Annotated in this window: 21 protein-coding genes; 7 read left to right on the top strand and 14 right to left on the bottom strand. The window is 68.2% G+C overall.

Annotated features, from left to right (window positions below):
- Positions 1-3 precede the first annotated feature (3 nt).
- Complete coding sequence (locus ACOI2T_RS15075; protein WP_409501804.1) at positions 4-894, bottom strand: LysR family transcriptional regulator; 891 nt, start codon at positions 892-894, stop codon at positions 4-6.
- A 70-nt stretch (positions 895-964) separates the two neighbouring features.
- Between ACOI2T_RS15075 and ACOI2T_RS15070 the strand changes: the two genes are divergently transcribed.
- The 5 genes from ACOI2T_RS15070 to ACOI2T_RS15050 all read left to right on the top strand — a co-directional run bounded on the left by ACOI2T_RS15070 (position 965) and on the right by ACOI2T_RS15050 (position 5,584).
- Positions 965-2,089 carry an FAD-dependent monooxygenase gene (locus tag ACOI2T_RS15070; protein ID WP_409501803.1) on the top strand — a complete coding sequence of 375 codons (1,125 nt, stop codon included), beginning with the start codon at positions 965-967 and terminating at the stop codon, positions 2,087-2,089.
- Entirely contained in the window at positions 2,086-2,763 is a 678-nt protein-coding gene (locus ACOI2T_RS15065) for an alpha/beta fold hydrolase (protein ID WP_409501802.1), read from the top strand. Before ACOI2T_RS15070 ends, ACOI2T_RS15065 begins: the two co-directional genes overlap by 4 nt.
- Positions 2,764-2,812: 49 nt before the next feature.
- On the top strand, positions 2,813-3,826 hold the full coding sequence (locus tag ACOI2T_RS15060) for a zinc-dependent alcohol dehydrogenase family protein (RefSeq protein ID WP_409501801.1): 1,014 nt from the start codon (positions 2,813-2,815) through the stop codon (positions 3,824-3,826).
- A 91-nt stretch (positions 3,827-3,917) separates the two neighbouring features.
- Positions 3,918-4,385, top strand: a complete 468-nt coding sequence (locus ACOI2T_RS15055; protein ID WP_067852800.1) for a Zn-ribbon domain-containing OB-fold protein — start codon at positions 3,918-3,920, stop codon at positions 4,383-4,385.
- The gene (locus ACOI2T_RS15050; protein WP_067852802.1) at positions 4,382-5,584 is read left to right on the top strand and encodes a lipid-transfer protein; all 1,203 of its coding nucleotides are present in this window, start codon (positions 4,382-4,384) and stop codon (positions 5,582-5,584) included. The genes ACOI2T_RS15055 and ACOI2T_RS15050 overlap by 4 nt, the downstream gene beginning before the upstream one ends.
- Before the next feature lie 160 nt (positions 5,585-5,744).
- On the opposite strand, the gene ACOI2T_RS15045 is transcribed toward ACOI2T_RS15050, so the two are convergent.
- From ACOI2T_RS15045 to ACOI2T_RS15035, 3 genes are read right to left on the bottom strand one after another with little or no spacing between them, the layout of a single operon-like run.
- Entirely contained in the window at positions 5,745-7,742 is a 1,998-nt protein-coding gene (locus tag ACOI2T_RS15045) for a DUF7064 domain-containing protein (RefSeq protein WP_409501800.1), read from the bottom strand.
- 45 nt (positions 7,743-7,787) lie between these two features.
- Complete coding sequence (locus ACOI2T_RS15040) at positions 7,788-9,725, bottom strand: primary-amine oxidase (RefSeq protein ID WP_409501799.1); 1,938 nt, start codon at positions 9,723-9,725, stop codon at positions 7,788-7,790.
- Between the two features lie 50 nt (positions 9,726-9,775).
- The gene (locus tag ACOI2T_RS15035; RefSeq protein ID WP_409501798.1) at positions 9,776-11,281 is read right to left on the bottom strand and encodes a carboxylesterase/lipase family protein; all 1,506 of its coding nucleotides are present in this window, start codon (positions 11,279-11,281) and stop codon (positions 9,776-9,778) included.
- A 77-nt stretch (positions 11,282-11,358) separates the two neighbouring features.
- Between ACOI2T_RS15035 and ACOI2T_RS15030 the strand changes: the two genes are divergently transcribed.
- The gene (locus ACOI2T_RS15030) at positions 11,359-12,051 is read left to right on the top strand and encodes a hypothetical protein (protein WP_409501797.1); all 693 of its coding nucleotides are present in this window, start codon (positions 11,359-11,361) and stop codon (positions 12,049-12,051) included.
- Here ACOI2T_RS15030 and ACOI2T_RS15025 read toward each other — a convergent pair.
- From ACOI2T_RS15025 to ACOI2T_RS14995, 7 genes are all read right to left on the bottom strand, one after another.
- Positions 12,048-13,160: an LLM class flavin-dependent oxidoreductase gene (locus tag ACOI2T_RS15025; RefSeq protein ID WP_409501796.1), complete on the bottom strand. Its 1,113-nt coding sequence runs from the start codon at positions 13,158-13,160 to the stop codon at positions 12,048-12,050. The two genes, ACOI2T_RS15030 and ACOI2T_RS15025, sit on opposite strands and share 4 nt — an antisense overlap.
- A gap of 13 nt (positions 13,161-13,173) precedes the next feature.
- Positions 13,174-14,196: an ABC transporter substrate-binding protein gene (locus ACOI2T_RS15020; RefSeq protein WP_409501795.1), complete on the bottom strand. Its 1,023-nt coding sequence runs from the start codon at positions 14,194-14,196 to the stop codon at positions 13,174-13,176.
- Positions 14,197-14,212: 16 nt separating this feature from the next.
- A complete protein-coding gene (locus ACOI2T_RS15015) occupies positions 14,213-14,950 on the bottom strand; it encodes an ABC transporter ATP-binding protein (protein WP_409501794.1) in 738 nt (245 codons plus the stop codon).
- Positions 14,947-15,753 carry an ABC transporter permease gene (locus ACOI2T_RS15010; RefSeq protein ID WP_409501793.1) on the bottom strand — a complete coding sequence of 269 codons (807 nt, stop codon included), beginning with the start codon at positions 15,751-15,753 and terminating at the stop codon, positions 14,947-14,949. The genes ACOI2T_RS15015 and ACOI2T_RS15010 overlap by 4 nt, the downstream gene beginning before the upstream one ends.
- A 126-nt stretch (positions 15,754-15,879) precedes the next feature.
- Positions 15,880-16,587, bottom strand: a complete 708-nt coding sequence (locus ACOI2T_RS15005) for a hypothetical protein (RefSeq protein ID WP_085149723.1) — start codon at positions 16,585-16,587, stop codon at positions 15,880-15,882.
- Positions 16,588-16,669: 82 nt separating this feature from the next.
- The gene (locus ACOI2T_RS15000) at positions 16,670-17,914 is read right to left on the bottom strand and encodes an alpha/beta hydrolase (RefSeq protein WP_409501792.1); all 1,245 of its coding nucleotides are present in this window, start codon (positions 17,912-17,914) and stop codon (positions 16,670-16,672) included.
- Between the two features lie 60 nt (positions 17,915-17,974).
- Entirely contained in the window at positions 17,975-18,316 is a 342-nt protein-coding gene (locus ACOI2T_RS14995) for a hypothetical protein (RefSeq protein WP_085149719.1), read from the bottom strand.
- Positions 18,317-18,441: 125 nt separating this feature from the next.
- Between ACOI2T_RS14995 and rbpA the strand changes: the two genes are divergently transcribed.
- Complete coding sequence (gene rbpA / locus ACOI2T_RS14990) at positions 18,442-18,780, top strand: RNA polymerase-binding protein RbpA (protein WP_003880369.1); 339 nt, start codon at positions 18,442-18,444, stop codon at positions 18,778-18,780.
- 70 nt (positions 18,781-18,850) lie between these two features.
- Here rbpA and ACOI2T_RS14985 read toward each other — a convergent pair whose 3' ends face one another.
- Genes ACOI2T_RS14985 through ACOI2T_RS14975 form a run of 3 tightly spaced genes read right to left on the bottom strand, consistent with a single transcriptional unit; the run spans position 18,851 to position 23,062 of the window.
- Positions 18,851-19,597, bottom strand: coding sequence for a polyprenol monophosphomannose synthase (locus ACOI2T_RS14985; RefSeq protein WP_067852828.1), 747 nt, complete (start codon positions 19,595-19,597; stop codon positions 18,851-18,853).
- On the bottom strand, positions 19,594-21,477 hold the full coding sequence (lnt, locus tag ACOI2T_RS14980) for an apolipoprotein N-acyltransferase (protein WP_409501791.1): 1,884 nt from the start codon (positions 21,475-21,477) through the stop codon (positions 19,594-19,596). The genes ACOI2T_RS14985 and lnt overlap by 4 nt, the downstream gene beginning before the upstream one ends.
- The gene (locus ACOI2T_RS14975; protein WP_409501790.1) at positions 21,470-23,062 is read right to left on the bottom strand and encodes an amidohydrolase; all 1,593 of its coding nucleotides are present in this window, start codon (positions 23,060-23,062) and stop codon (positions 21,470-21,472) included. Before ACOI2T_RS14975 ends, lnt begins: the two co-directional genes overlap by 8 nt.
- Between the last annotated feature and the right edge of the window lie 17 nt (positions 23,063-23,079).

Here is a 23,079-nt window from a genome sequence, read left to right as displayed (position 1 = left end):
ACTCTATGCAGGCACTCCGACAGCCAGTAACCGCCGCGCCATCTTCACCAACTCGCGGGCAGCCGGACTCATCGGCCCGCGCGACCGCCACGCCAGCACCAGCCGTCCGCGCATCGGCGGCTCGATCGTCAGCGCATGCAGTCCGGGCCGGGAGCGGGACACCGAACTCGGCAGGATCGCCACGCCCAATCCGCGCTCGGCCAGATCCGCAAGTGCCGGCGGCGTGCTGGCCTCGAACGCGATCCGCGGGGTGAAGCCCGCGGCTGCGCACGCGGCGTCGAGCTGCCTACGGATGCCCGTGCCGGGCGGCAGTGAGATCAGCGGCCGCTCCCGCAGGGTGGTCAACGAGACGACATCGTGTGCCGCGAGGTCGTCGCCGGCACCGACCGCGGCTTCGATCGCCTCGTCGGTGACCACCTCGGTCGCGATGTCATCGAGCTGTTCGTCCGGACCGATCGACACGATCGCCAGATCCAGCCGTCCGGTGCGGAGCCGCTCCAGCAGCACATCGGAATTGTCCGCGCCGAGCGTGATCTCGACGGCCGGGTGGGCGGTGTGGAACTGCGCCAACAGCGAAGGTATGTCGACGTCGTGGGCCGTCACCGTCGCGATGGCGACGCTGCCGCGCACGAGGTCGGCGAGCTCGTCGACCGCGGTGCGGGCGCCCGCGACGGCCGCCAACGCCGCCCTGGCGTACGGCAGCACCGCCGCCCCGGCCGCCGTCAGCCTGACGGTCCGGCGGGACCGGTCGAGCAACTCCTGACCGAGCTCACGCTCCAGCCGCTGGATCTGCGCGCTGACCGCGGGTTGCGCCACCCGCACGCGTTGCGCGGCGCGCGTGAAGTTCGCTTCTTCGACCACCGCGACGAAGTACTCGAGCTGCCGCAATTCCATAAGCGATGATTATAGTTACGCAACTTAAGTGATATTGGACTTATAGCTGCCGGCGGCCGACGCTGGGGTCATGACCGAAATACTCATCGCAGGCGCCGGGATCGGCGGGCTGACCACTGCCCTTGCCCTGCGGGCCCGCGGCATCCCGGCGACCGTCATCGAACGCGCCCGCGACGTGCGGCCGCTCGGGGTCGGCATCAACCTGCTGCCCCATGCGGTGCGCGAGCTGTGCGAACTCGGGCTCGGCGACGCGTTGGCGGACATCGCCGCGGCCCCGGCGGCGATCAGCTACTACGACGCCACCGGCACCCTGCTGTTTCGCGAACCGCGTGGCATCGACGGTGGCTACGGCCATCCGCAGTACTCGGTCCACCGGGGCGAACTGCAGATGCTGTTGCTGTCGGCACTCGGGCCGGACGGCGTCCGCACCGGCACACAACTGATCGGGTTCGACGACGACGGCGCGCACGTCACAGTTCGGACCTCGGCGGGCGACTTCGATGCCGCTGCGCTGGTCGGCGCCGACGGCATCCACTCGGCGGTGCGCGCACAACTGCATCCCGGCGCCGATCCGCTGCAGTGGTCGGGTGTGCGGATGTTCCGCGGCGCCGCGCCCGGCGAGCCGTTCCTCGACGGCCGGACCATGGCCATCGTGAAAGACGATGCGGCCGAACTCGTCGTCTATCGCATCGGCGGTGGGCTGACGAACTGGGTGGTCCTGCTGCCCGAGTCCGCACCGGGACCGCTGCCCGGTGACGCGCGGTGGAACCAGCCCGGCGACCGGTCGGAAGTGCTGGCCCACCTTGCCCGCTGGGACCTCGGCTGGCTCGATGCCGTCGACTTGATCGCGCGGACCGAAACGGTGCTCGAGTACCCGATGGTCGACCGCGACCCGCTCCCGTGGTGGGGCGCCGGACGCGTCACGTTGCTCGGCGACGCCGCCCACCCGATGTATCCCGTTGGGGCGAACGGCGGTTCGCAGGCCATCGTCGACGCCCGGGTGCTGGCCGACGAGCTCGCCCGCGACGTGAAAACGGGGCTGCGGCGCTACGAGGACATCCGCAGGCCCGAGACCGCCGACGTGGTCGCGGCCAACCGCGCGATGCACCACATCGGCACGTCCCGTCCCGAGGAACTCGCCCGCGTCACCGCCGACTATCGGCGCGACACGAACGCAGATCGGAGCCTGACATGACGACCTATGTGCTTGTTCCCGGCGCCTGCCACGGCAGGTGGTACTACGACGAGCTGGCCGCGCGACTGCGCGACCACGGGCACCGCGTGCTGGCCATCACGTTGACCGGGGTGGCCGAGCGCGCCCACCTCGCGCACGCGGGCGTCAACCTCGAGACCCACATCGCCGACGTGCTGGCCGAACTCGATGCGCAACAGGTGACCGACGCCGTGCTGGTCGGGCACAGTTATGGCGGCATGGTCATCACGGCGGTGGCGGATCGTGTTGCCGCCCAGGTTGATTCACTGGTGTACCTCGACGCGTTCGTGCCGGCCGACGGTGACTCGTGCTGGAATCTGGTGACCGACGACTTACGCGACTGGTATGCCGACGTCGACGCCACCGGATACGGCGTGCCTCCCCTGCCGTTCTTCGACGAGCGCGCCACCGCCCACCCGCTGGCATCGTTGATGCAGCCGATCCGGTTGACCGGAGATCTGTCGGGGTTTCGGCGCCGGGTGTACGTCTATGCCACTCAGTGGGACGGCGAGCCGCCGTTCGCGGCGTTGTTCGAGAGGCTGAGCCAGGACCCGTCGTGGACCACACATGCGCTGGACAGCACACACAACCTGCTGGCCGGCCATACCGACGAGGTGCTGCGGATCCTGCTCGATGTCGCCGGGCACCAGGAATGAATGCGCCATAGACCCGGTTGACGGCCTCGGAGCCGACGAAGGGAAACGCATGCGGCGCTGGGAGATGGACAGCATCGGCCGGGATCAGTTGGCACTGCGGGAGGTGGCACCGCCTGAGCCTGGACCCGGACAGGTGTTGGTCGATGTGGCCGCGGTGTCGTTGAACTACCGCGACAAGATGGTCATCGAGACCGGACGCGGGCTGCCGCTGCAGTTTCCGTTCACGCCCGGATCCGACCTCGCGGGAACAGTCGTCGGCATCGGTGAGGGTGTCACGCGGCTTCAGATCGGTGATCGCGTCATCTCGACGTTCACTCCCGACTGGCGCGACGACGCCCGTGGCGGGGACGCACGCACACCGTCGTACCGCACGCTGGGCGGGTATTACCCCGGCGTGCTCGCCGATCGAGTGTGCTTTTCGGAGGAGTGGTTCGTGCGGGCACCCGCGACGTTGCCGTCGGCCGAAGCCAGCACGCTCCCCTGCGCCGGGCTGACGGCATGGTTCGCGCTCGTCGAACGCGGTCGGGTTCACGCCGGTGACACCGTGCTCGTGGAAGGTACCGGCGGCGTCTCGTTGTTCGGCATCCAGATCGCGAAGGCGCACGGAGCCCGGGTGATCGTCTCCGGTAGCACAGGAAAGCTGGACCGGGCTTTGGCGCTGGGAGCCGACGATGGCGTCGACCGAAGGCGAGAGGACTGGGTGGAAGCCATCTACCAACTCACCGACGACCACGGCGCTGATCACGTTCTCGAGATCGTCGGCGGAGCGCATCTGGGCCAGGCCGTTCAGGTCACGGCCGTCGGCGGGACGATTCACCAGATCGGGGCCTTGGAAGGGTTCGAGATCAGCGCGCCCGTGGCGCCACTGCTGTTCAAGGACATCGTCATTCAGGGCATCGGCACGGGTCACCGGCGTGCGCTGGAAGACCTCGTCGCAGCCGTCGACCGCATCGCCCTGAAACCGGTCATCGACTCCCGCTACGCACTTGCCGACCTTCCGAGCGCCTTGGATCGCCTCGACCGCGGGCCGTTCGGAAAGATCGTCATCGAATTCGACAGGTGAGTCCCGTCGGCACCGAGGCAGCCTCCCGGCAGTCGGGACAAAACTGCAACACGTTTCAGTTTCTGGGTGGATCTCGGTTAGTCTGACCGACGTGCCAGCAGCTTCTACGCAACCCGCAATCGAAGGGTGGTTCGCCGCCGACGATTCCGGCGCGACTCATCTGATCGGCGGCAAGTGCGCACAGTGCGCCACCTACGTGTTCCCGCCGCGCGAGAACAATTGCCCGAATCCGGCCTGCGATAGCGACGTGCTGAACCTTGTGCCACTGTCGCGGCGGGGAAAGGTGTGGAGCTACACCGAGAACCGTTATCCACCACCGGCGCCCTATCCGGCACCCGACCCGTTCGAGCCGTTCGCCATCGCCGCGGTGCAACTCGCCGACGAGGGGCTGATCGTGCTGGGCAAGGTCGTGGAGGGCACCCTTGCCGCCGACCTGAAGGTCGGAATGGACATGGAGCTCACCACGATGCCGCTCTACACCGATGCCGACGGCGTCGAGCGCACCACCTACGCCTGGATGGTTGCGGACGCGAGGAGCAAGGAGGGCACGGCCCGATGAGCACCCCCGAACCGCTCTACATCCTCGGCGCGGGCATGCACCCGTGGGGCAAATGGGGCCGTGACTTCACCGAGTACGGCGTCGTCGCGGCGCGCGCGGCGCTCGCCGAGGCCGGGCTGGACTGGCGCCAGATCCAGTTGGTGGCCGGCGCCGACACGATCCGCAACGGCTACCCCGGCTTCATCGCGGGGTCCACGTTCGCCCAGAAGCTCGGCTGGAATGGCGTGCCCGTGTCGTCTTCGTACGCGGCGTGCGCGTCGGGCTCGCAGGCACTGCAGAGCGCCCGCGCCCAGATCCTGGCCGGATTCTGCGATGTGGCACTCGTGATCGGCGCTGACACCACGCCGAAGGGCGCGTTCGCGCCGGTCGGCGGTGAGCGCAAGAACGATCCCGACTGGCAGCGGTTCCATCTGATCGGCGCGATGAACCCCGTGTACTTCGCGCTGCTGGCCCGGCGCCGCATGGATCTCTACGGCGCGACCGCCGAGGACTTCGCGCAGGTCAAGGTGAAGAACTCGCGGCACGGTCTGCAGAACCCGAATGCCCGCTACCGCAAGGAATCCGCGGTCGAGGACGTGCTCGCCAGCCCGGTCGTCGCCGACCCGCTGCGCCAGCTCGACATCTGCGCGACCTCCGACGGCGCGGCCGCGCTGATCGTGGCCAGTGCGGACTTCGCCCGCAAGCACCTGGGATCGCTCGAGGGGGTGCCGTCGGTGCGCGCGATCAGCACCGTGACGCCGCGCTACCCGCAGCATCTGCCCGAATTGCCGGACATCGCAACGGATTCCACCGCGGTCGTCGAGGCGCCCGAGCGCGTGTTCAAAGATCAGATCCTCGACGCGGCATATGCCGAGGCCGGTATCGGCCCCGAGGACGTCAGCCTGGCCGAGGTGTACGACCTGTCCACCGCGCTCGAGCTGGACTGGTACGAGCACCTCGGACTGTGCGCGAAGGGCGAGGGTGAACAGCTCCTGCGCAGCGGCGCGACCACGATCGGTGGCCGGGTTCCGGTCAACCCGTCCGGCGGTCTCGCGTGTTTCGGTGAGGCCATCCCGGCCCAGGCCATCGCGCAGGTGTGCGAGCTGACCTGGCAGCTGAAAGGTCAAGCGACCGGCAGGCAGGTCGAAGGGGCTAAGGTCGGCGTGACGGCCAACCAGGGTCTGTTCGGCCACGGCTCGTCGGTCGTCGTCGCGCGCTGAATCCAGTCCACGGCACCGAGTGTGGGCTTGTGTGCGAAGATCTCCCGGAATTTGACACACAAGCTCACGTTCGACGAGGCGTGACCGCCGCGAGCGACCCCAAAATGCCGCCCGAACACGGCGTGTCGCTGTACAAACACGGGCGCTCGGCGAGCCAGGGTTACCCGAGGTTGCGGTTCCACTCCAGCCAGCCGACACCGGTGCGGCCGTCGGCGGTGCGCACGGTCGCCCACGCGCGGGGGAACTGGCTCACCTTGCCGTCGGGTGAGGTCAGCAGCACGGGTGCGTGGCCTTGGATGTCGACGGTGACCTCGATGTCGCCGGGCTGCAGCGACAGTGTCGTCGTGACGGGGAGATCGTCGTCGCCGAGGGTGTGCTGTGCGGTCACGGATTGCAGTTCGACGAGCGGCTCACCCGCCCGCTGGGTATAGCCGATGCCGATCGGCGCCATGCCCGGTATCCGGATGTCGACGCCGTGTAGGTGGGTGCCGTCGTCAAGATGCACTGCGCTCCAGACCCATTCCATCGACCACCAGTCCCGCACACCCCACGAGTGGTCCCGCTGACCGGGCACGGCCTCGACGGTGTGAGTCTGGTCCCCTATCGTCACCGTGCCCGAGACGGTGCACGGCAGTTCGTAGCGGGGCGTGATGCGGTACTGGTACGGGGTCGCCGCGGTGGTCCAAGTGAGGTCCATCGTGACCGCCACGGGGCTTCCGGCCTCGCCGCGCAGCAGCGCCGCCGGATCGTCGTAGGACTGCCCCCTGCCCGACGCCGTGATCCGGTAGGTCTGCAGTGGCTCGATCGGCAGCAACGCGAGCTCGACATCGGCACCCGCGACCTCGGCGATGTCAGCCGGCAGAGCGGCGTGAAAGTCGTTGAGCGCGATGGTCGGCAGCCCCGGGCCCGCCAGCAGCACGTTGATCCACGCGGTGTCCTGGTTGGGCATCAGCCCCAGGCGCACCCAGCCGCCGAAACCCGCTGAGGTGTCGACGAAGTCGAAATACCAGCTCTCGTTCCACAACGCTTCGTCGGTGGGCTCGTGTGCGGCCTCGTCGGCGGCCGCAGGGACTAGCGGCTCCGGAACCTGCGGTGGGGCAAGGATTCCCAACGCACCGGTGTCCAGGACGTGGCTGCAGTGTCGGTCCAGCATCGTCATGAACATCTGATCGCCGCGCTCCGTGCGTTCGACGAGCATCGAGGAGATGATCGCCATCATCACCCCGAAGAAACTCTGCCTGCGCACGCCGTCGCGGACCTGATCCAGGCTCAGTGCCGGGTCCGGTCCGAGCGCCGCGTGGTAGGCGCGCAACAACGCGTCATAGTGTTCGCGGCGCCGCTCGACGGGCAGCGCACAGCCGATGAAATACGCGACATCGGTCAGTGCCGGACCCCACGTGACGGTCTGCCAGTCGACCACGGTCAGCACGCGATCGGCGCCCGGGTCACCGAACAGCATGTTGTCGATGCGGTAATCGCCGTGCACCAGGCCGAGCGGGCGACCCGGTTCACCTTCGGCGGCGATGTAGGCGTCGAAGCTCTCCACGAGCCGCTCGCACACGTGGCGCTGTTCGGCGGTGATCATGCCGTCGTAGCGCTCGGCGAACGCCGCGTACAAGCCCGCGATCATCGCCTGATTGACCGGGGCGTCGCGGTTGAGCCACTCGGCCCGGCCCAGCTCGGGCTCGGCCAGGATCGGGCCGTGCACACGGCCGAGTTCGGCCAGCGCGACAGCGGCCTGTTCGGCTGTCGCACCGCGGATCTCGTCACCGACCGTGGCCGGCGCGGCATCGCCGAGCAGCAGGTCGAACGCCCCGCTCTGCGGGTCGAACGCGGCGTGATGGCACGGCGCCACCGGACCGGCGGGCAGGCCGGGCGCGATGTCGGTGTAGAACCGCACCTCACGTTCGTAGAGGCCAAGCGCGAGCCCGGTCTGGCGGCTGCTGGGATCGGTCGCGGCGACCTTGAGCACGACGGACGCCGGACCGGTCGCGCCGTCGCCGTACGTGAGTGACACGCGGTAGCACTCGCTCATCTGACCCGTGCCGATCCGTTCGAAACCGAATCCGGTGACGGGGCCCGCGCCGATCGCGGCGGTCAGCCAGTCGCAGGTCAGGTCGTCGGGACGCTCGAGCACGGCGTTCTGAGTCGGTTGCACACACGCAACTTAGCAGTGGCCGGGATCACACATGACAGGTGTCAACTAATGGTGTGCCGACCTCGCGTCGGTGTGGGTGCAGGCGTCCGGCGGCGACGCGGGCACGTCCAGTGCCGGGTTACGGTCGAAGAAGCCGTACGGCTTGAGCCAGAAGGACACGACGTCGACGGGCATCACCGGCCAGTCCTCGGGCCGGGTGATGTGGTGGATGCCGAACACGTACCACAGCACCACGTCGGTGTTGTCGATCGACCGGTTGGCCTTGGTCCACACGCCCAGCCCAGTGTCCGCGGCGGATTGATTGACGAATTCTCCTGCGGGCCAACGCTCGTCGGGATGGTTCGGGGTCACCCACAGGGTGTGCCCGATGACGTTGGCGCGCTGCAGCACCGGTGAGGCCGGATCGAACATCGGCGGTATCGCGCCGGTGGGCACCAGTTTGTACGACGGATGGGTGCCGAGTCCGTTGACGACGTTGGTGTTGACCACCTTCCAGGCGCGCTGGGTCGCGAAGTCGACGTCCTGCTTGCCTTCGTCTTCGGTGCGCAGCGCCTTGTTGTGCACCACGAGCGACAGCCCGTACGGATTGTCGGGGCCGATCGGTTCGGCATGCGACTCCGTCCGGTAGACCGTGTTGTCGGTGCCGTCGACATCGAGATCGAGCCGCGCGATCAGGAAATGCTGGTGGAAAGGCGCATAGGTGCGCTCGTCGACGAGGGTGCCGTTCGGATTGGGCCGGCCCGGCGCCAGCGGTGTGGTGACCATGATGCCGGTCGCGCGGACCTCGCACTCAATGTTGCCGTCCTGGTAGAACCGCCAGTACACGAGGTACTCGTAGTTCGCGACGGTGACGTGAAACGACAGCGTCAGCCGGCGCATCCTGCGCACTTCGGCGCCCGCGTCGTGGTCGACGTGCTTCCACAGCACGGCGTTGTCTTCTTCGTGGATGCAGATCGCGTTGGTGATGGTGTAGGGCTCACCTTTGCTGTTGTGCAGAACGGCATCCAGATAACGGATCTCACCGAGGCAGTCGCAGCCCAGTTCGAGCGATGTGGTCATGAAACCCAGACCCCACTCGCCGATGTCGAACGCGGTGCGCCGGTAGTGATCGACCGACGGATCGCGGTAGGGCACCACCATCTCGGCGAACGACATCCGGTGCGCCACCGAGCGATTCACCTCACCGTCGCGATACCGCACGGTGTGCAGGGTCATGCCTTCCCGATGATTGAACCCGACCCGCAGCGACCAGTTCTGCCAGCGCAGCAGGTTGCCGTCGAGGGTGAACGACGGCCCGTCCGGCTGCGTGATGTGCAGCGGTGCGAGCGGCTCCCGGTTCCACGCCGACCGGATTCGCTGCGGGATGTGGCGGGGCACGTATTCGCCCATCACATCCGGCTTTTCGTTGCTCCCGTCATCCTCGACCCGGAGCAACTCCATGGTGTTGAGGTCGACGACGCAGTGCAGGCCGCTGACCGGGTGTGCGTACGGGTTGGCGCCCGGCGCCGACTTGTACCAGGTGTCGGACCATCCGATGCGCCGGTTCCGGTACTCCGGTGGCGCGACGGCGTCGCCGTAGGTCCAGGTGTCCATGAACACGTTGTCGATGTCGGTGATGCCACGGTTGGCCAGTGCGGCGATCACATCCGGATGGTGGCGCAGCATCTGATCGCATTCGGCGAACTCGTCGACGGTGAAGTTGGCTTGCACCCCCGGGATGTGGTCGAACGCCTCGACGGCGTCGCCCGTCAACGTCACGACGCCTTTGTACGTGGCGTTCTCGGCCCGGTCGAGGCAGATGACCGCGGCACGCCGCGGCGGCGCGGCGCCACCTCGTTCGAAGGCGGCCAGTTCGGATTTGGACGGTTCGGCCAGCTCCACCGACGCGATCCGCCACCCGTCTCCGACACCGTGTTCGCGCCGCAATATCGCTGCCACCGCGGTGAACTCGTCGGCCGACAGCGGATCGAGGGGATGGTCCACCCGATCACGCAATCACACCGGATGCGCCGCGCGCAGCCGATCGCCCAGAGTCAGCTCTCGGCGAGCGTGAAGCCCTCCCACGCGAGCCGGCGATCGGCATCCGGGTCGTACTCGACGCGCGGCGTGCGGTCGAACACGTACACCGCACGCTTGTCCGCGTCATAGCCGGGCCAGCCCGTACCAGGCACGCCGGTGCGGCTGAACTCGCGCCACCGTGTCTGCACGTCACGGCTCACGAACCGGGCCGACTGCCGATCGGCGGCCGCCGTCAGCATCGAGCCGTATCGCGTTCGGTAGGTGTCGAATACGGCAAGCAACTCCATTGCGTGGGTGGCGCCGAAGCCCGCCCAGCGCAGCGCCCTCGGCGTGTAGTCGTAGCGGTACACATAGGTGGGCGCATGTCGGCTGTGGGCCTCGGCGATCTGCCAGGTGGCCGAGCCGAACGCGAAATCGCCGCCCAGTCGCACACACGCCGCGCTGCTGGGATAGCCGGGGTACGCCGCGACGATGCGCTCCCGGTGCTCGGGGGCGGCATCGGCGAACAGCTTTTCGATCATGGGCTCATTCGTCGGCAACAACGGCAGGAAGCGGGTGAACAGCCTGCCCTCGTCGGCGTTGTTGCCGACGATCAACGGCAGGCGGTGCGCGGATCCGTCGGCCATGGCCGCCACCGGATCGGCGGGCAGGAATTCGGTGCCGTACGTCGGGCCGACCGGGAACGCGCCCGGCATGTCGGTCATACCGCGGGAGATGAGTTGTTCGAGCGCCCTGCCCAGTTCGGCGGCACGCGCGGTCTTGAGCGTCGCTGCCGCATCGCCGCCCGAACCGAGCAGTCCGGCGAACTGGCGGGCGAGCCGCGCCGCCGCGGCAGCCGAGCTGACCATGCCGCTGGCCGGGCTCTCGGAGATGACCCGCGCGAACAGGCCCTTGGCCGCGGGCACCGCCAACAGCGTGGCGACGGCCTGCGCGCCTGCGCTCTCACCGAAGATCGTGACGTTGTCGGGGTCGCCGCCGAACGCGGCGATGTTGTCTTTGACCCACTGCAGGGCCAGCACCAGGTCGCGCAGGAACAGGTTGTCGTCGATCGGGTGCTCAGGCGTGGACAGCGACGACAATTCCATGCAGCCCAGCACACCGAGCCGGTAGTTGACCGACACGTAGACACAACCGCGGCGGGCCAGCGCGGCGCCGTCGTAGATCGGCGTCGCCGAACTGCCCAGAATGTAGCCACCGCCGTGCACGAAGAACATCACCGGCAGTGGACCTTCGGGCGGCGATTGCGGCGCAACCACGTTGAGCGTCAGGCAGTCCTCGCTCATCGGCTGGTACTTGCCGACCCCGACCATGGTGTAACGGCGTTGTTGCGGCGCGCAGTACCCGAACCCGTGGCAATAGCGCACGCCCGGCCAAGGCTCCGCGGGCTGCGGCGCACGCAACCGCAAGGACCCGACCGGTGGCCGCGCGTAGGGAATGGAACGCCAGCGGTGTACGCCGTCGCGCGTGAAGCCCTCGATGATCCCGGTGCCGATCTCTGCGCGGACGGTCCGTTCGTGCATCACTCGACGGTAGCGAACATCGCTCGCCCACGACGCGCCTGGTCGGCGCACGCGAACTCGACCGCTAGCCTGGCGGGATGCGCATTGCTGTGATCATCGCGGCGTCTGTGCTGTTGGCAGCGTGCTCGCCGGGTCGGGAAGCCGAACCGACGTCGCAACCCCGGTTGTCGGTGCCGACCGCCACGACGCATCCGAGCGCCAAACCGTCACCGACGACGACAACCTCTCCGCTGCCCACAACGGCTCCGGCCGCGGGAACTCCGATGCCGCAGGTGATCAAGTGGGTTGAGGCAGGAAAGCCGGCCGACGCCGCGGGTTTCCACACCGCCACGCGCGACGGCGAAACCACCGATCTCGGTGACGACGTCGCGTTCGTCGCGGCGGGTACCCGGTGCGCGACCGACAAATTGGTCGGTGGCCAACTGTCGTGCCTGGTCGAGGCCGACGGGCTGCCGGACAAGCCGTCGGACGTCGAGGGCAACTGGGTCGCCGGCTGGGTCGACTTCGCCGGCCCGACGGTGGACATCGGCGCACTACGCGGCGATCCGGGGCGATTCACCTACGGCGACGGCGCCGAACTGCCTGCCGGGCAGGCACTCGGATTCGGCGACTATCGGTGCCGCGCCGACGCCACCGCCCTGGTGTGCGTCAATTACGCACACCAGTCGGCCGTCCGGTTCAGCGCCACCGGTGTCGAGCCGCTCGGCTGCCTCCAGCCAGTCCCACCGCCGGTCGGCGTGGGCAGGCAGTTCAGCTGCCCGCCGGACTAGGCGACGCCTTTGCGTCTGAGGATCGGCAGCACGCCTTCGGCAAACCAGTACGCCTCTTCCAGATGCGGGTAGCCGGACAGGATGAACTCGTCGAAGCCGAGTGAGTGGTACTCGTAGATGAGGTTGGCGACCTCCTCGTGGCTCCCGACCAGCGCGGTTCCCGCGCCGCCGCGGACCAGGCCGACACCGGCCCACAAGTTGGGGTAGATCTCGAGCTGGTCCACCCGACCACCGTGCAACGCCGTCATCCGGCGCTGCCCTTCCGACTCCGACTTGGCATGCAGCGCAGTCGCTTTGGCGATCTGCTCCGGGCTGAGCTCGGCCAGCAGCTCGTCGGCCACGGCCCACGCGGCGGCCGAGGTGTCGCGGGAGATCGTGTGCAGCCGGACGCCGAACCGTACGGTGCGGCCACGTTGTTCGGCCAGTTTGCGGACCTGTTCGACCTTGGCGGCGGCGGCCTGCGGCGGCTCACCCCAGGTGAGGTACACGTCGACGTGCTCGGCGGCGATCGGCAGTGCGGCCGCCGACGAGCCGCCGAAGTAGATCTGCGGCAACGGGTCCGGCGGCGCCGAAACCCGCGCGTCGGCCACCGAGTAGTACTCGCCCTTGTACGTCAGCGATTCGTCGGGCCCTTGGCGCCACAGCGAATTGACGATGTGGAGGAATTCCCCGGTACGCGCGTATCGCTCGTCGTGGCTCAGCCAGTCGCCGAACCGGCGTTGTTCGACGTTGTCGCCGCCGCTGACGATGTTGAGCAGCACGCGGCCCTCGGAGAACCGCTGCAGCGTCGCGGCCTGCTGGGCGGCGAGCGTCGGCGGAACCAGGCCGGGCCGAAACGCGACGAGGAACTTGAGCCGCTCGGTCTCGGCGAGCAGCGCCGACGCGGTCAGCCACGCGTCCTCGCACCACGTCCCGGTCGGGGTCAGCACCCCTTCATAGCCCAGACGATCGGCCGCGCGCGCGATTTCGGCGAGGTAGCGACGGGTGGGTGCACGATAGTTGTCCGGGATGGTGTGATGCGTCGAGGCGTGCGACGCTCCGACGATCGAGCGGCTGTCTCCGTTGGTGGGCAGGAACCAGAAGAATCGAGCGGATGGCTGGACTGTCACGGACGTCCCCTTCCTAGTTGCGGTTGAGGTACAGGGGCCGCAGCTGATCGGCGAAGCGGCGGTCGACCCAGTTGGCGAAGTCGGGTGCGGCGGCGATCTGGCCCGATTGGGCGAACAGGTCGGCCATTTCCTGTTCGGACGCGATCAGCTGATCGGAGAGATCGGTCGGCAACCGCAGGCTGCGGCCCTGCGCAACGGTCGCCACCGCGGGGTCGAGCCCGACCTCGGCGGCGTAGCGCGACACCCACTGGTCGCGATGGTCGTTGGCCCATCGGACCGCCTTCGCGTAACGCACCAGCAGATCGGCCAGCGCGGTGTTGCGTTTCGGATCGGCCAGCGCCGCATCGGACGCGACGCCGAATCCGGCGCCGTTGGTGACGCCCGTCGCGCGCGCGATGCTGCGCACCGGAAGCTCCTTCTCGGCCTGGGCGGTGTAGGGATCCCACACGGCCCAGACGTCGACCCGGCGCTGCGTGAAGGCCGACAACGCATCGGCGGGTTGCAGGAACACCAGCTTCACGTCGGCCGGGCTGAGCCCGGCACGGCTCAGCTGAACGAGGGTATGACCGTGAGCCGAACTGCCTTTCGCGATCGCGATGCTCTTGCCGCGGAGATCGGCGACGGTCTGGATCGGCGAGTCGGCGTGGACGACGATCTGGTCGCCGAACCCGCCGCCGTCGTATGCCGATACCACCTTGACCTTGGCGTTCGACGCCGCACCGAAAATCGGTGGAGTGTTGCCGGTGATCGCGAAGTCGATCTTGCCCGCCGTGGCCGCCTCGATCTGTGGTGGGCCCGAGGTGAACGTCGAGAACGCCACCTTGTACGGCAGATCGTCCAGCGCGCCCGCGGCGCGCAGCAACGCTTCGGTGCCGCCCTTCTGGTCGCCGATCTGCAGCGTCACCCCCGCGAGCTCTGAGAGCGGCACCGTCGCGGGAGCCTGCTGAGGAGCCGAATTATCTTGCCGGGACACACAACCCGTGAGCAATCCGGCGACAAGCAGCAGTGCCGCGAATCTACGGGTGGATGCGGACATACGCGTTCTCCTCACGTCAGAGCGCGACGCCGAGGCTGTCTAGCAGCTCGGCCCGGTAGCGTTCGGTGTTGGCGGATGGATCGCCCGGCGATCGCCGGGAATCGGTGATGTCGAGCGTGTGCACCACCCGGCCCGCCTCCAACACCAGAACCCGGTCGGCCAGCGCAACCGCCTCGTCGACGTCGTGGGTGACCAGCAACACGCCGAAGCCGTGCTCGCGCCACAGGTCGAGCAGCAGCTTGCGCATGCTCAGCCGGGTCAGCGCGTCGAGCGCGCCGAACGGCTCGTCGAGCAGAAGCAGCTCGGGCTCGGCCACCAGGGCCCGCGCCAGCGAAACCCGTTGTGCCTGTCCGCCGGACAAGGTCAACGGCCAGGCGTCGGCGCGATCGGCCAAGCCCACGTCGGCCAGCGCCCGCTCGGCCCGGGCCAACGCCTGACCGCGCGAGATCCGGCTGCGGGTCAGGCCGTAGGCCACGTTGGTGCGGACGTCGCGCCATGGGAAAAGCCTCGGTTCCTGGAACGCCAACGCCGGCGCACCCGACACCACCCGCTCCCCCGTGTGGTCGGTGGACAACCCCGCCAGCACGCGCAGGACCGTCGACTTGCCGGATCCACTCCGTCCGATCAATGCGACGATCTCACCGCCGCCGATGCGCACCGACACGTCGCTGAGCACGTGATGTTCGCCGTACCATTTGTTCACGCCGCGCAGTTCACCGGCCACCTTGGTCGTTCGGTCCGAAATCACGGTCATGTGCGATACCTCAGGGCTCGACGTTCCAGCATGCGGACAATGGCATCGGTGCCGATACCCAACAGCGCGTAGACGATCAGCCCGAAGATGATGATGTCGATGCGCAGAAAGTCGCGGGCGTTGTTGATCAGGAAGCCGATTCCCTTGTCGGCGTTGATCTGTTCGGCCACGATCAGGGTGAGCCAGGCGATCGCGAGTGACTGCCGGAACCCGACCAGCACCTGGGGTGCCGCACTCGGCACGATGATGGTCCGGAACCGCTGCCAGAACGAAAAGCCCAGCACCTGAGCGGTTTCGAACAGTTTCGGGTCGACCTGACGTATCGCCGAGAAGGTGTTCAGGTACAGCGGGAAGCTCACGCCCAACGCGACCAGCAGCACTTTCGGCAGCTCGCCGATACCGAACCACAGGATGAACAACGGGATCAGGCCGAGGTGTGGCAGCGCCCGGATCATCTGCATCGGCGGATCGACCGTGGCCTCCAGCCAACGCGACAGCCCCACAGCGGTTCCCAGTGCGACGCCGACCACTCCGCCCAGCAGCAGGCCGACGATCACGCGGATCCCGGACACCTGCAGCGCGTCGGCGAGCTGACCGTTGCGGATTAGTTCGATCCCGGCCTCGAGGATCAACGACGGGGCCGGCAGGACGTCCTGCGATATCACTCCGACCGCACTGCCCAACTGCCACAGCGCAAGCAGAACAACGGGTGAGATCAGCCGGATGACGCCCCATTTACGTTCGCTCGACCGGCGATTGGCGACGGTCGCCGCAGGGGCGGCCAATTCGGTGGGACTGGTCACGGTGATTCGACGTTACGTACCCCGCCCGTCACGGGTAAGAGTTGAAATCGGACTGAGCGAAACCGGATACACGAAAATCCCCGCCGGATGTGTTCCGGCGGGGATTGATCGGTGCGGCAACGCCGCTCAGCCGAAGCGCGTGTTCCCGGTCACGAGCGAGGCGACCACGTCGTGGCCGTTGATCTTCGAGGTGAACGTTCCGTTCTGCAGCCGCACCAGCTGCTGGGCCTGCTGGAGCTTGCGCTTGTTGCGCACCTGGGACTGGAACTGCTGGGCGTTGAGCTGTTGGAGCTCGGCCTGTTCGAAGTCACGACCGCTGATGCCGCCGTTGAACTGCACGCCGACCGCAGAGCCGTCGGGACGCACGACCCACGACGCGCGCACGCCCTCGTAGTCGGCGGTGTACATACCGGCCGGATCGGCCACCGCCGCCGCGGTGAACTTGTAGTTCACGCCGTTCATCGTCAGGTCGCCCGTGGCGTCGGTGGCGGTGAAGTCCGCTTTGAGGGTGTCGCGGAACTTCGAGGTGATGTCGATGTTGCCGTCGGTCTGGTTTCCGAAGAACCAGGCCTCGTCGTCGACGCCGTTGCACGCGTAGGCGGTGACGTTGTTGCCGTCGACGGAGATGCCGATGGTCATCTTCTTGCCTTCGGACTCCATGTCGGCCATGTAGCGGACGGAGGCCGGAAGCGGGGCGGCGGCCGAGGTGGTGGTCGGAGCCGCCGATCCAGACGTTTCGGCCTCGGTCGACGATCCACCGGAGCAGGCGGGGATGGCGCCGAGGGCGATGATCGCACTGACGCCCACAAGGAGGTTGCGCAGGTGTTTTCTCATGTCACCAGCATGTATGGCGACGCCGTTACGCACATGAAGAATGCATGGAGATTGCATGGAGAACCGAGGCGAACCACAGCCGTCAGCCCGCGAGGAATGCCTCGACCTCCGCGCAGAACACCGGCCAGGCCGGTTCGGTGGCCGTCAGCAGGTGGTTGTTGCTCGCCAGGGCGACCAACCTGGAGTCGTCGATCAGACTGGCCAGTTCCTCGCCGAACTGCATCGGCACCCGATGGTCGTCGCGGGAGTGCATGATCAGTGTCGGGCAACGGACTTCGCTCGCCGCGTCACGCACATCGATGCGGGCGAACTCCTCCAGGAACCGCACCGCGTTCTCGGGCGAGGTGGTGCGCCGCTGCAGCTGGTCGAACGCCGCCCAGTCGGCGCGGGTGCCGTCCGGTAGGAACTGCGCGGCGAACACCTGCCGGAACGCCGGATCGTCACGTCCCCAGCCGACGCGCGCCAAGTCGAGATCCAGTGCGGCGGCCCGTTTTTCCTCATCGCCGACGGCACGTACGGCGCGCCCCCGCGCGTACGCACCGCACAGCACCAGCCGGCTGACCCGCTCCGGGTGCCGCGCCGCGTACGCCACCGCGACCGCACCGCCTTGCGAGACACCCAGCAACGGAAAGCGTTCCAGCCCCAGCGCCTCGACGACCGACTCCAGATCGGCGACCCAGTCCTCGAAGGAGAAGTCGGTGGCTTCCCAGTCCGACAAGCCGCAGCCGCGTTCGTCGTAGCGAATGAACGTGTGGTTGCGGGACAGATCGCGCACCCAATGGCTCCACACCGGGCTTTCGATGTCGTAGCCGAGATGGGTCATCCAGTTCGCCGCGCGCACGAGCGGCGGGCCCTCCCCCGCGACGGCGTACGCGAGCCGGACCCCGTCGGCGGCCCGACAGAACGCGATGTGCTGGCGCGGCGGCGGCTCCGGGTTGATCGGTTGCGGCGCGACGGGTTGCGGCGCGGGCTGGTCCAGCGGTGCGGCGATGGTGCCGACGAACTGATAGCCCCGGCCGCGGACGGTACGGATGTAGCGCTGCGATTCCCCGTCGTCGCCAAGCGCGCGGCGCGCCGCCTTGATGCGGCTCGTCAAAGCCGCTTCGCCGACGAATCGCCCACCCCACACCGAGTCGAACAGTTCCTCTTTGCTGACGAATCGATCGTGATGACTGATCAGTTGGGTGAGCACGTCGAACACCTGGGGCTCGACCCGGATCACCTCGTCGTCACGGCGCAACTCATAGCGCCCGGTGTCGAGGACGAAGTCGTCGAATCGCCAGGTGCGGGGCGATTCGGTGCGTTCAGGATCGGATGTGGCGGCCACCGACGCAATCGTAGGGCCCCGCGCATGTGAGGAGCAGATCAGACCCCGCGCAGATCAGACCTATCGCCAGCCGTCAGCGGCCTTGGCCGCCTGCATCAACGCATCGCACAGCTGGCGGAGTTCGTCGGCCCCGGCGCCCTCGTCGACCGCCGTCGCGAGATCCTCGGCCGCACAGCGGACCTGATACACCCGATCCGACAGTTGCGATGCCTCGTCGGCACTCAGCACCACCGAATCCGGCGCGAGCGACGTGCCCTTGACCATTGCGCGTTGTTCGTAGGCGCGCTGCCGGCAGGACTGTCGGCAGTACTGGCGGCGGCGTCCCATCTGAGCGTCGGAGACTTCGCGCCCGCACCACCGACACGGCTGCGGACGGTGGCGTCTGCTGTTCCCGGTGGCCATGTGTCCTGACTGTAGACGGACCCTTGCCGCATCCGGCGTATCATGGACGGTCGAGTCGGGAACTTGGCAACGCCGTTGTGCGTTGTGTTATCCGGGCCAAATCGCGTGATGAGGAGTGTTTGACGATGGCTGATCGTGTCCTGAGAGGCAGTCGCCTCGGAGCCGTGAGCTACGAGACCGACCGCAACCATGACCTGGCGCCGCGTCAGGTCGCGCGCTACCGCACCGAGAACGGTGAAGAGTTCGACGTTCCGTTCGCCGACGACGCAGAGATCCCAGGTACCTGGCTGTGCCGCAACGGCCTGGAGGGCACTCTGATCGAGGGTGACGTGCCGGAGCCGAAGAAGGTCAAGCCGCCGCGCACCCACTGGGACATGCTGCTGGAGCGTCGTTCGGTCGAGGAACTCGAAGAATTGCTCAAGGAGCGTCTCGACCTGATCAAGACCAAGCGTCGCGGTAGCTGAACGACGTAGACAGAAAGAACCGCGAGCGTGTGTACGCTCGCGGTTCTTTTTGCGTCTGGGCAGGTGTGCGCTAGCGGACGACACCGCGGGCGCGGTCGAGGCGGCCGCGGATGCCCCACTCGGCGACCTTGAACATCGCCTCGCGGATGTTGGATCCGCTCATCTTCGACACGCCTAGCTCGCGCTCGGTGAACGTGATCGGGACCTCTACGACGGTGAAACCGTTGTTGATCGCGCGCCACGTGAGGTCGATCTGGAAGCAGTAGCCCTTGGAGTCCACCGCCGACAGGTCGATCTTCTCCAGCACCTCGCGCCGGTATGCGCGATATCCGGCGGTGATGTCGTGGATGTCGACGCCGAGCAGGAACCGGGAGTAGGTGTTGGCGGTCTTGGACAGCGCCAGGCGCCGCCACGGCCAGTTGCGCACGGTGCCGCCGGGGACGTACCGCGATCCGATGGCCAGGTCGGCGCCCGCATCGACGGCGTCGAGCAGCCGGCTGAGCTCCTCCGGCGCGTGACTGCCGTCGGCGTCCATCTCGACCAGCACCGAGTAGCCGCGACCCAGGCCCCACTCGAACCCGGCCAGATAGGCCGCGCCGAGCCCGGCCTTGCTGGTGCGGTGCATGACGTGGACGCGATCGGGGTCGGCGAGTGCCAGCTCGTCGGCGAGCTTGCCGGTGCCGTCCGGGCTGCCGTCGTCGACGACCAGGATGTGAACCTCAGGGCAGGCGTGGTGTACGCGCCCGACGATCAGCGGCAGATTCTCCCGCTCGTTGTAGGTGGGGATGATCACCAGAGTGCGCTGACTCGGGCTCATGTTGCTCCTTCATCATCGCCGGCGTTTGCCGCCCGGCGCCGAAAACTTTTTGGCACGAACCTTCCATTGTGCATCATCGCCGTGAACAACGCGGTGCCAGCTACCCAGAGGACTGCACCGAAACCCGCGATGACCAGCACCGCCTGCACGATCGGACCCCACTGCGTCGCAGGCGTCAGGTCGGACTTGAGGCGGATCTGGCTGTCGAGGTACGCGGGCCGGAACCACTCGGTGCGGGCCAGCTCACGGCCGTCCGGGGCGATCACGGCGCTGATCCCGGTGGTGCCGGCAACGACGACGTAGCGGTTGTGCTCGACGGCGCGCAGTTTGCCGAACGCCAGTTGCTGGGAACTCATGGCCTCGTCGAACGTGGCGTTGTTGGTGGGCACCGCCAACACCTGGGCACCGTTGAGGACCGACTCCCGTGCCGCCCGGTCGAAGATGACCTCCCAGCACGTCGTGACCCCGATCGGGACTCCGGCCGCATGCACGACGCCGGTGCCGTTCCCCGGGATGAAGTAGCCGGCCCGGTCGGCGTAGGACGACAGGTGCCGGAAGAACCCGCGCCACGGCAGGTACTCGCCGAACGGTTGCACGATCTGCTTGTCGTGTCGCTCACCGGGGCCGTCGGTGGGGTTCCACACGATCACGGTGTTGTTGGCGACCGGATTGTCCGGGGTGTAGCCCGGCGCCTTGACCACACCGCCGACGAGGATCGGCGCGTCGATCGCCTCGGCCGCCGCCGTGATTTGCGCGGAGGCGTCGGCATTGGCGAGCGGATCGATGTCGGAGGAGTTCTCGGGCCACACGACGAACATCGGTTGTGCGGCACGGCCGGCCCGGACGTCGTCGGCCAGCCGCATCGTCTCTTTGACGTGGTTGTCGAGCACGGCACGCCGCTGTGCGTTGAAATCGAGTCCGAGCCGCGGCACGTTGCCCTGCACCGCGGCCACCGTGACGGACGGATCGTCGCCTGCGCCCATGCCGGAGTGGCGCACACCCGGCCACAGCAGAGCGGTCGACAGGAGCACCACGGCGACCGACACGCCGGGCAGCAGAACAGCGGGGGCGGGCACCCCGGGCTTGTGTCCGTGATGCCACCACCGCACGATCTCGAGCGCCACCACAGTCAGGCTGAACCCGGCCAGCGCGACGGCGAACGACAGCAGTGGCGCGCCACCCAGGCGTGCGATGGGCAGTAACGGACCGTCGGTCTGCCCGAATCCGACCACACCCCACGGGAATCCGCCGAACGGCACAGTCGACTTGAGCCATTCCTGGGCGGCCCACAGCGCGGCGAACCACACGGGCCAACCCGGCAGCTGTCTGATCACGACAGCGAGCACACCGAACAAACCGCAGAACAGGGCCTGCGCCGTGGCCAGCGCCAGCCACGGCACCGCCCCGACCAGACCGCTGATCCACGGCAGCAGCGGCACGTAGAACGCCAGGCCGAACAACAGTCCGTACCCGAACCCACCCGCGCGGGTGGTCGACCGGAGGGTGAGAACCCAGGCCAGTAGGCCGAATCCGACGAACGCGGCGAACCACCAGCCCACGGGCGGGAAACTCGCCCACAGCGCAAGGCCGCCGCCGATCGTCGCGCTCAGTTGCGGCCATCGGTCCGCCACCGCGCGGCCGAACCGGCGGGCCCACGCAGATCGCTTGGCCTTCTGGTCCTTGTCGACGTCCGCGTCGAGATCCGTGTCGAGGTCTGTGTCGAGGGCGTCGGGCAATGAATCGTGGTCGAAGTCGTCGGCAAGTTCGTCGTCGACGGGTTCGTCGTCGCCGATCGCCGGTATCACCTCGGTGACCTCGTTGGGCCCCTCCCGGAGCCGGTCGAACCGGCTGCCCGAATGCCTCGGCCGGTCGCTAGCCATGGATGGTGACACCTCGGCGGACCGTTTGACGACAACGGGGCAGCGCCACGCCGGCAGCCAGTCGCGGCAGTGCCGGGACGCGGGAGCGCGGGTCGGTGGACCAGCGCTGCGCGGCGTTAGCGGGTGCGCTGACCTCGAGATCGTCGGCGTCCCACACAGCAAAGCTGGCGGCCGCACCGGCCACCAGTGTCCCGGTGACGCCGTCACGCACGCCGCCCGCGCGCCACCCGCCGCGGGTGGCGGCGGCGAACGCGGCGCGGGCCGACACCGCACTCGACGGGGTGCGGTGCTCGATCGCGGCCCGAATCGTCTCCCAGGGGTTCATGCTGGTGACCGGGGTATCGGAGCCGAAGGCGAGGGGCACGCCTTCGGATGCTAACAGCGCGAGCGGGTTGAGCCGATCGACTCGATCAGGGCCGAGACGCTGCGCATACATGCCGTCGCGACCACCCCACAAGGCGTCGAAGTTGGGTTGCATACTCGCCGCGACACCCCACGTCCCGAGTTGGCGGGCCTGCTCCGGACTGACCATCTCAAGGTGCTCCAGCCGGTGGCCGCACCGCGCGACGGCCGGTGCCCCGAGCCGGTCGACGACGGTCGCCACGGCATCGACGACGGCCGTCACGGCCGCGTCACCGATGACGTGGAACCCGGCCGGGATGCCGGCCTCGGTGCAGGCGTGCACGTGCGCCGCGATGGTTTCGGCGTCGAGGTAGCGGTTGCCGCACGTGTCGGGGGCATCGTGGTACGGGGCGTGCAGCCAGGCCGTCCGCGAACCCAGTGCGCCGTCGACGAACAGATCGCCGGCCAGCCCGGTGGCGGCGGTCTCGGCGATGAGCGCCCTGGCGTGCTCGGCGTCGTGTGCGGGTTCACCCCAGTAGCCGATCACCTCGACGCCGTGGTCGAGCTCGCGCAGTTCCTGCCAGTCGACGAGGCCGCCGATCTGTGGCCCGGCGCATTCGTGCACGGCGACGATCCCGAGCGCGGCCGCATGGTCGAGCGCCGCGACACGCGCCTCGTGGCGTTGCCGTGTGGTCAGGCGGTCCCGGGCCGCGGCGCGGACCAGGTGGTGGGCGTCGGCGCGCAGCGGCTGCTGCGGCGAATAGCCCTCAGCTGCGGCCAGTTCGGGGACCAGCCGACGCAGCGCCGATGTTGCGACCGCCGAGTGGACGTCGACCCTGGCCAGGTAGGCGGGCCGGTCGCCCAGCACCGCGTCGAGGTCATCGGTGGTCGGCGGGGTGCGCTCGGGCCAGCCGGATTCGTCCCACCCGTGGCCCCACAGCGGTCCGTCCGGATGCTTCGCGGCGTGGTCGCCGATCAACCGCAGACAGTGTTGTAGCGAGGTGGCCGTCCGCAGATCGAGGCCGCGGAGGTTCAGCCCGGTGGCGGTGACGTGGACGTGACTGTCGACGAACGCCGGTGCCACGAAACCGCCGTCGAGGTCGACGATGTCGGCGCCAGGGAATTGTGCGCGGCCGACGTCATCGCTGCCGAGCCACGCGATCACACCGTCGCGCACCGCCATGGCGGTCGCGTCGGGATGGCTCGGGCTGTGGATGTGCCCGTTGAGCAGCAGCGTCGTCACGCTCAAGAACGTACTTG

Source organism: Mycolicibacterium wolinskyi str. Jessa 2025 (genome assembly GCF_049241375.1).
Lineage (GTDB): Bacteria > Actinomycetota > Actinomycetes > Mycobacteriales > Mycobacteriaceae > Mycobacterium > Mycobacterium wolinskyi.
The sequence above is the reverse complement of the archived record's forward strand: the minus strand, read 5'-3'. Positions and strand labels throughout refer to the sequence as shown.

Coding starts and splice junctions, on each gene's coding strand:
- ACOI2T_RS14995 (WP_085149719.1), bottom strand. CDS start 18,316: ATGGCCACCGGGAACAGCAGACGCCACCGTCCGCAGCCGTGTCGGTGG.
- ACOI2T_RS15020 (WP_409501795.1), bottom strand. CDS start 14,196: ATGTCCGCATCCACCCGTAGATTCGCGGCACTGCTGCTTGTCGCCGGA.
- ACOI2T_RS15005 (WP_085149723.1), bottom strand. CDS start 16,587: ATGAGAAAACACCTGCGCAACCTCCTTGTGGGCGTCAGTGCGATCATC.
- ACOI2T_RS15035 (WP_409501798.1), bottom strand. CDS start 11,281: ATGCACGAACGGACCGTCCGCGCAGAGATCGGCACCGGGATCATCGAG.
- lnt (WP_409501791.1), bottom strand. CDS start 21,477: ATGGCTAGCGACCGGCCGAGGCATTCGGGCAGCCGGTTCGACCGGCTC.
- ACOI2T_RS15065 (WP_409501802.1), top strand. CDS start 2,086: ATGACGACCTATGTGCTTGTTCCCGGCGCCTGCCACGGCAGGTGGTAC.
- ACOI2T_RS15070 (WP_409501803.1), top strand. CDS start 965: ATGACCGAAATACTCATCGCAGGCGCCGGGATCGGCGGGCTGACCACT.
- ACOI2T_RS15050 (WP_067852802.1), top strand. CDS start 4,382: ATGAGCACCCCCGAACCGCTCTACATCCTCGGCGCGGGCATGCACCCG.
- ACOI2T_RS15060 (WP_409501801.1), top strand. CDS start 2,813: ATGCGGCGCTGGGAGATGGACAGCATCGGCCGGGATCAGTTGGCACTG.
- ACOI2T_RS15075 (WP_409501804.1), bottom strand. CDS start 894: ATGGAATTGCGGCAGCTCGAGTACTTCGTCGCGGTGGTCGAAGAAGCG.
- ACOI2T_RS14985 (WP_067852828.1), bottom strand. CDS start 19,597: ATGAGCCCGAGTCAGCGCACTCTGGTGATCATCCCCACCTACAACGAG.
- rbpA (WP_003880369.1), top strand. CDS start 18,442: ATGGCTGATCGTGTCCTGAGAGGCAGTCGCCTCGGAGCCGTGAGCTAC.
- ACOI2T_RS15030 (WP_409501797.1), top strand. CDS start 11,359: ATGCGCATTGCTGTGATCATCGCGGCGTCTGTGCTGTTGGCAGCGTGC.
- ACOI2T_RS15015 (WP_409501794.1), bottom strand. CDS start 14,950: ATGACCGTGATTTCGGACCGAACGACCAAGGTGGCCGGTGAACTGCGC.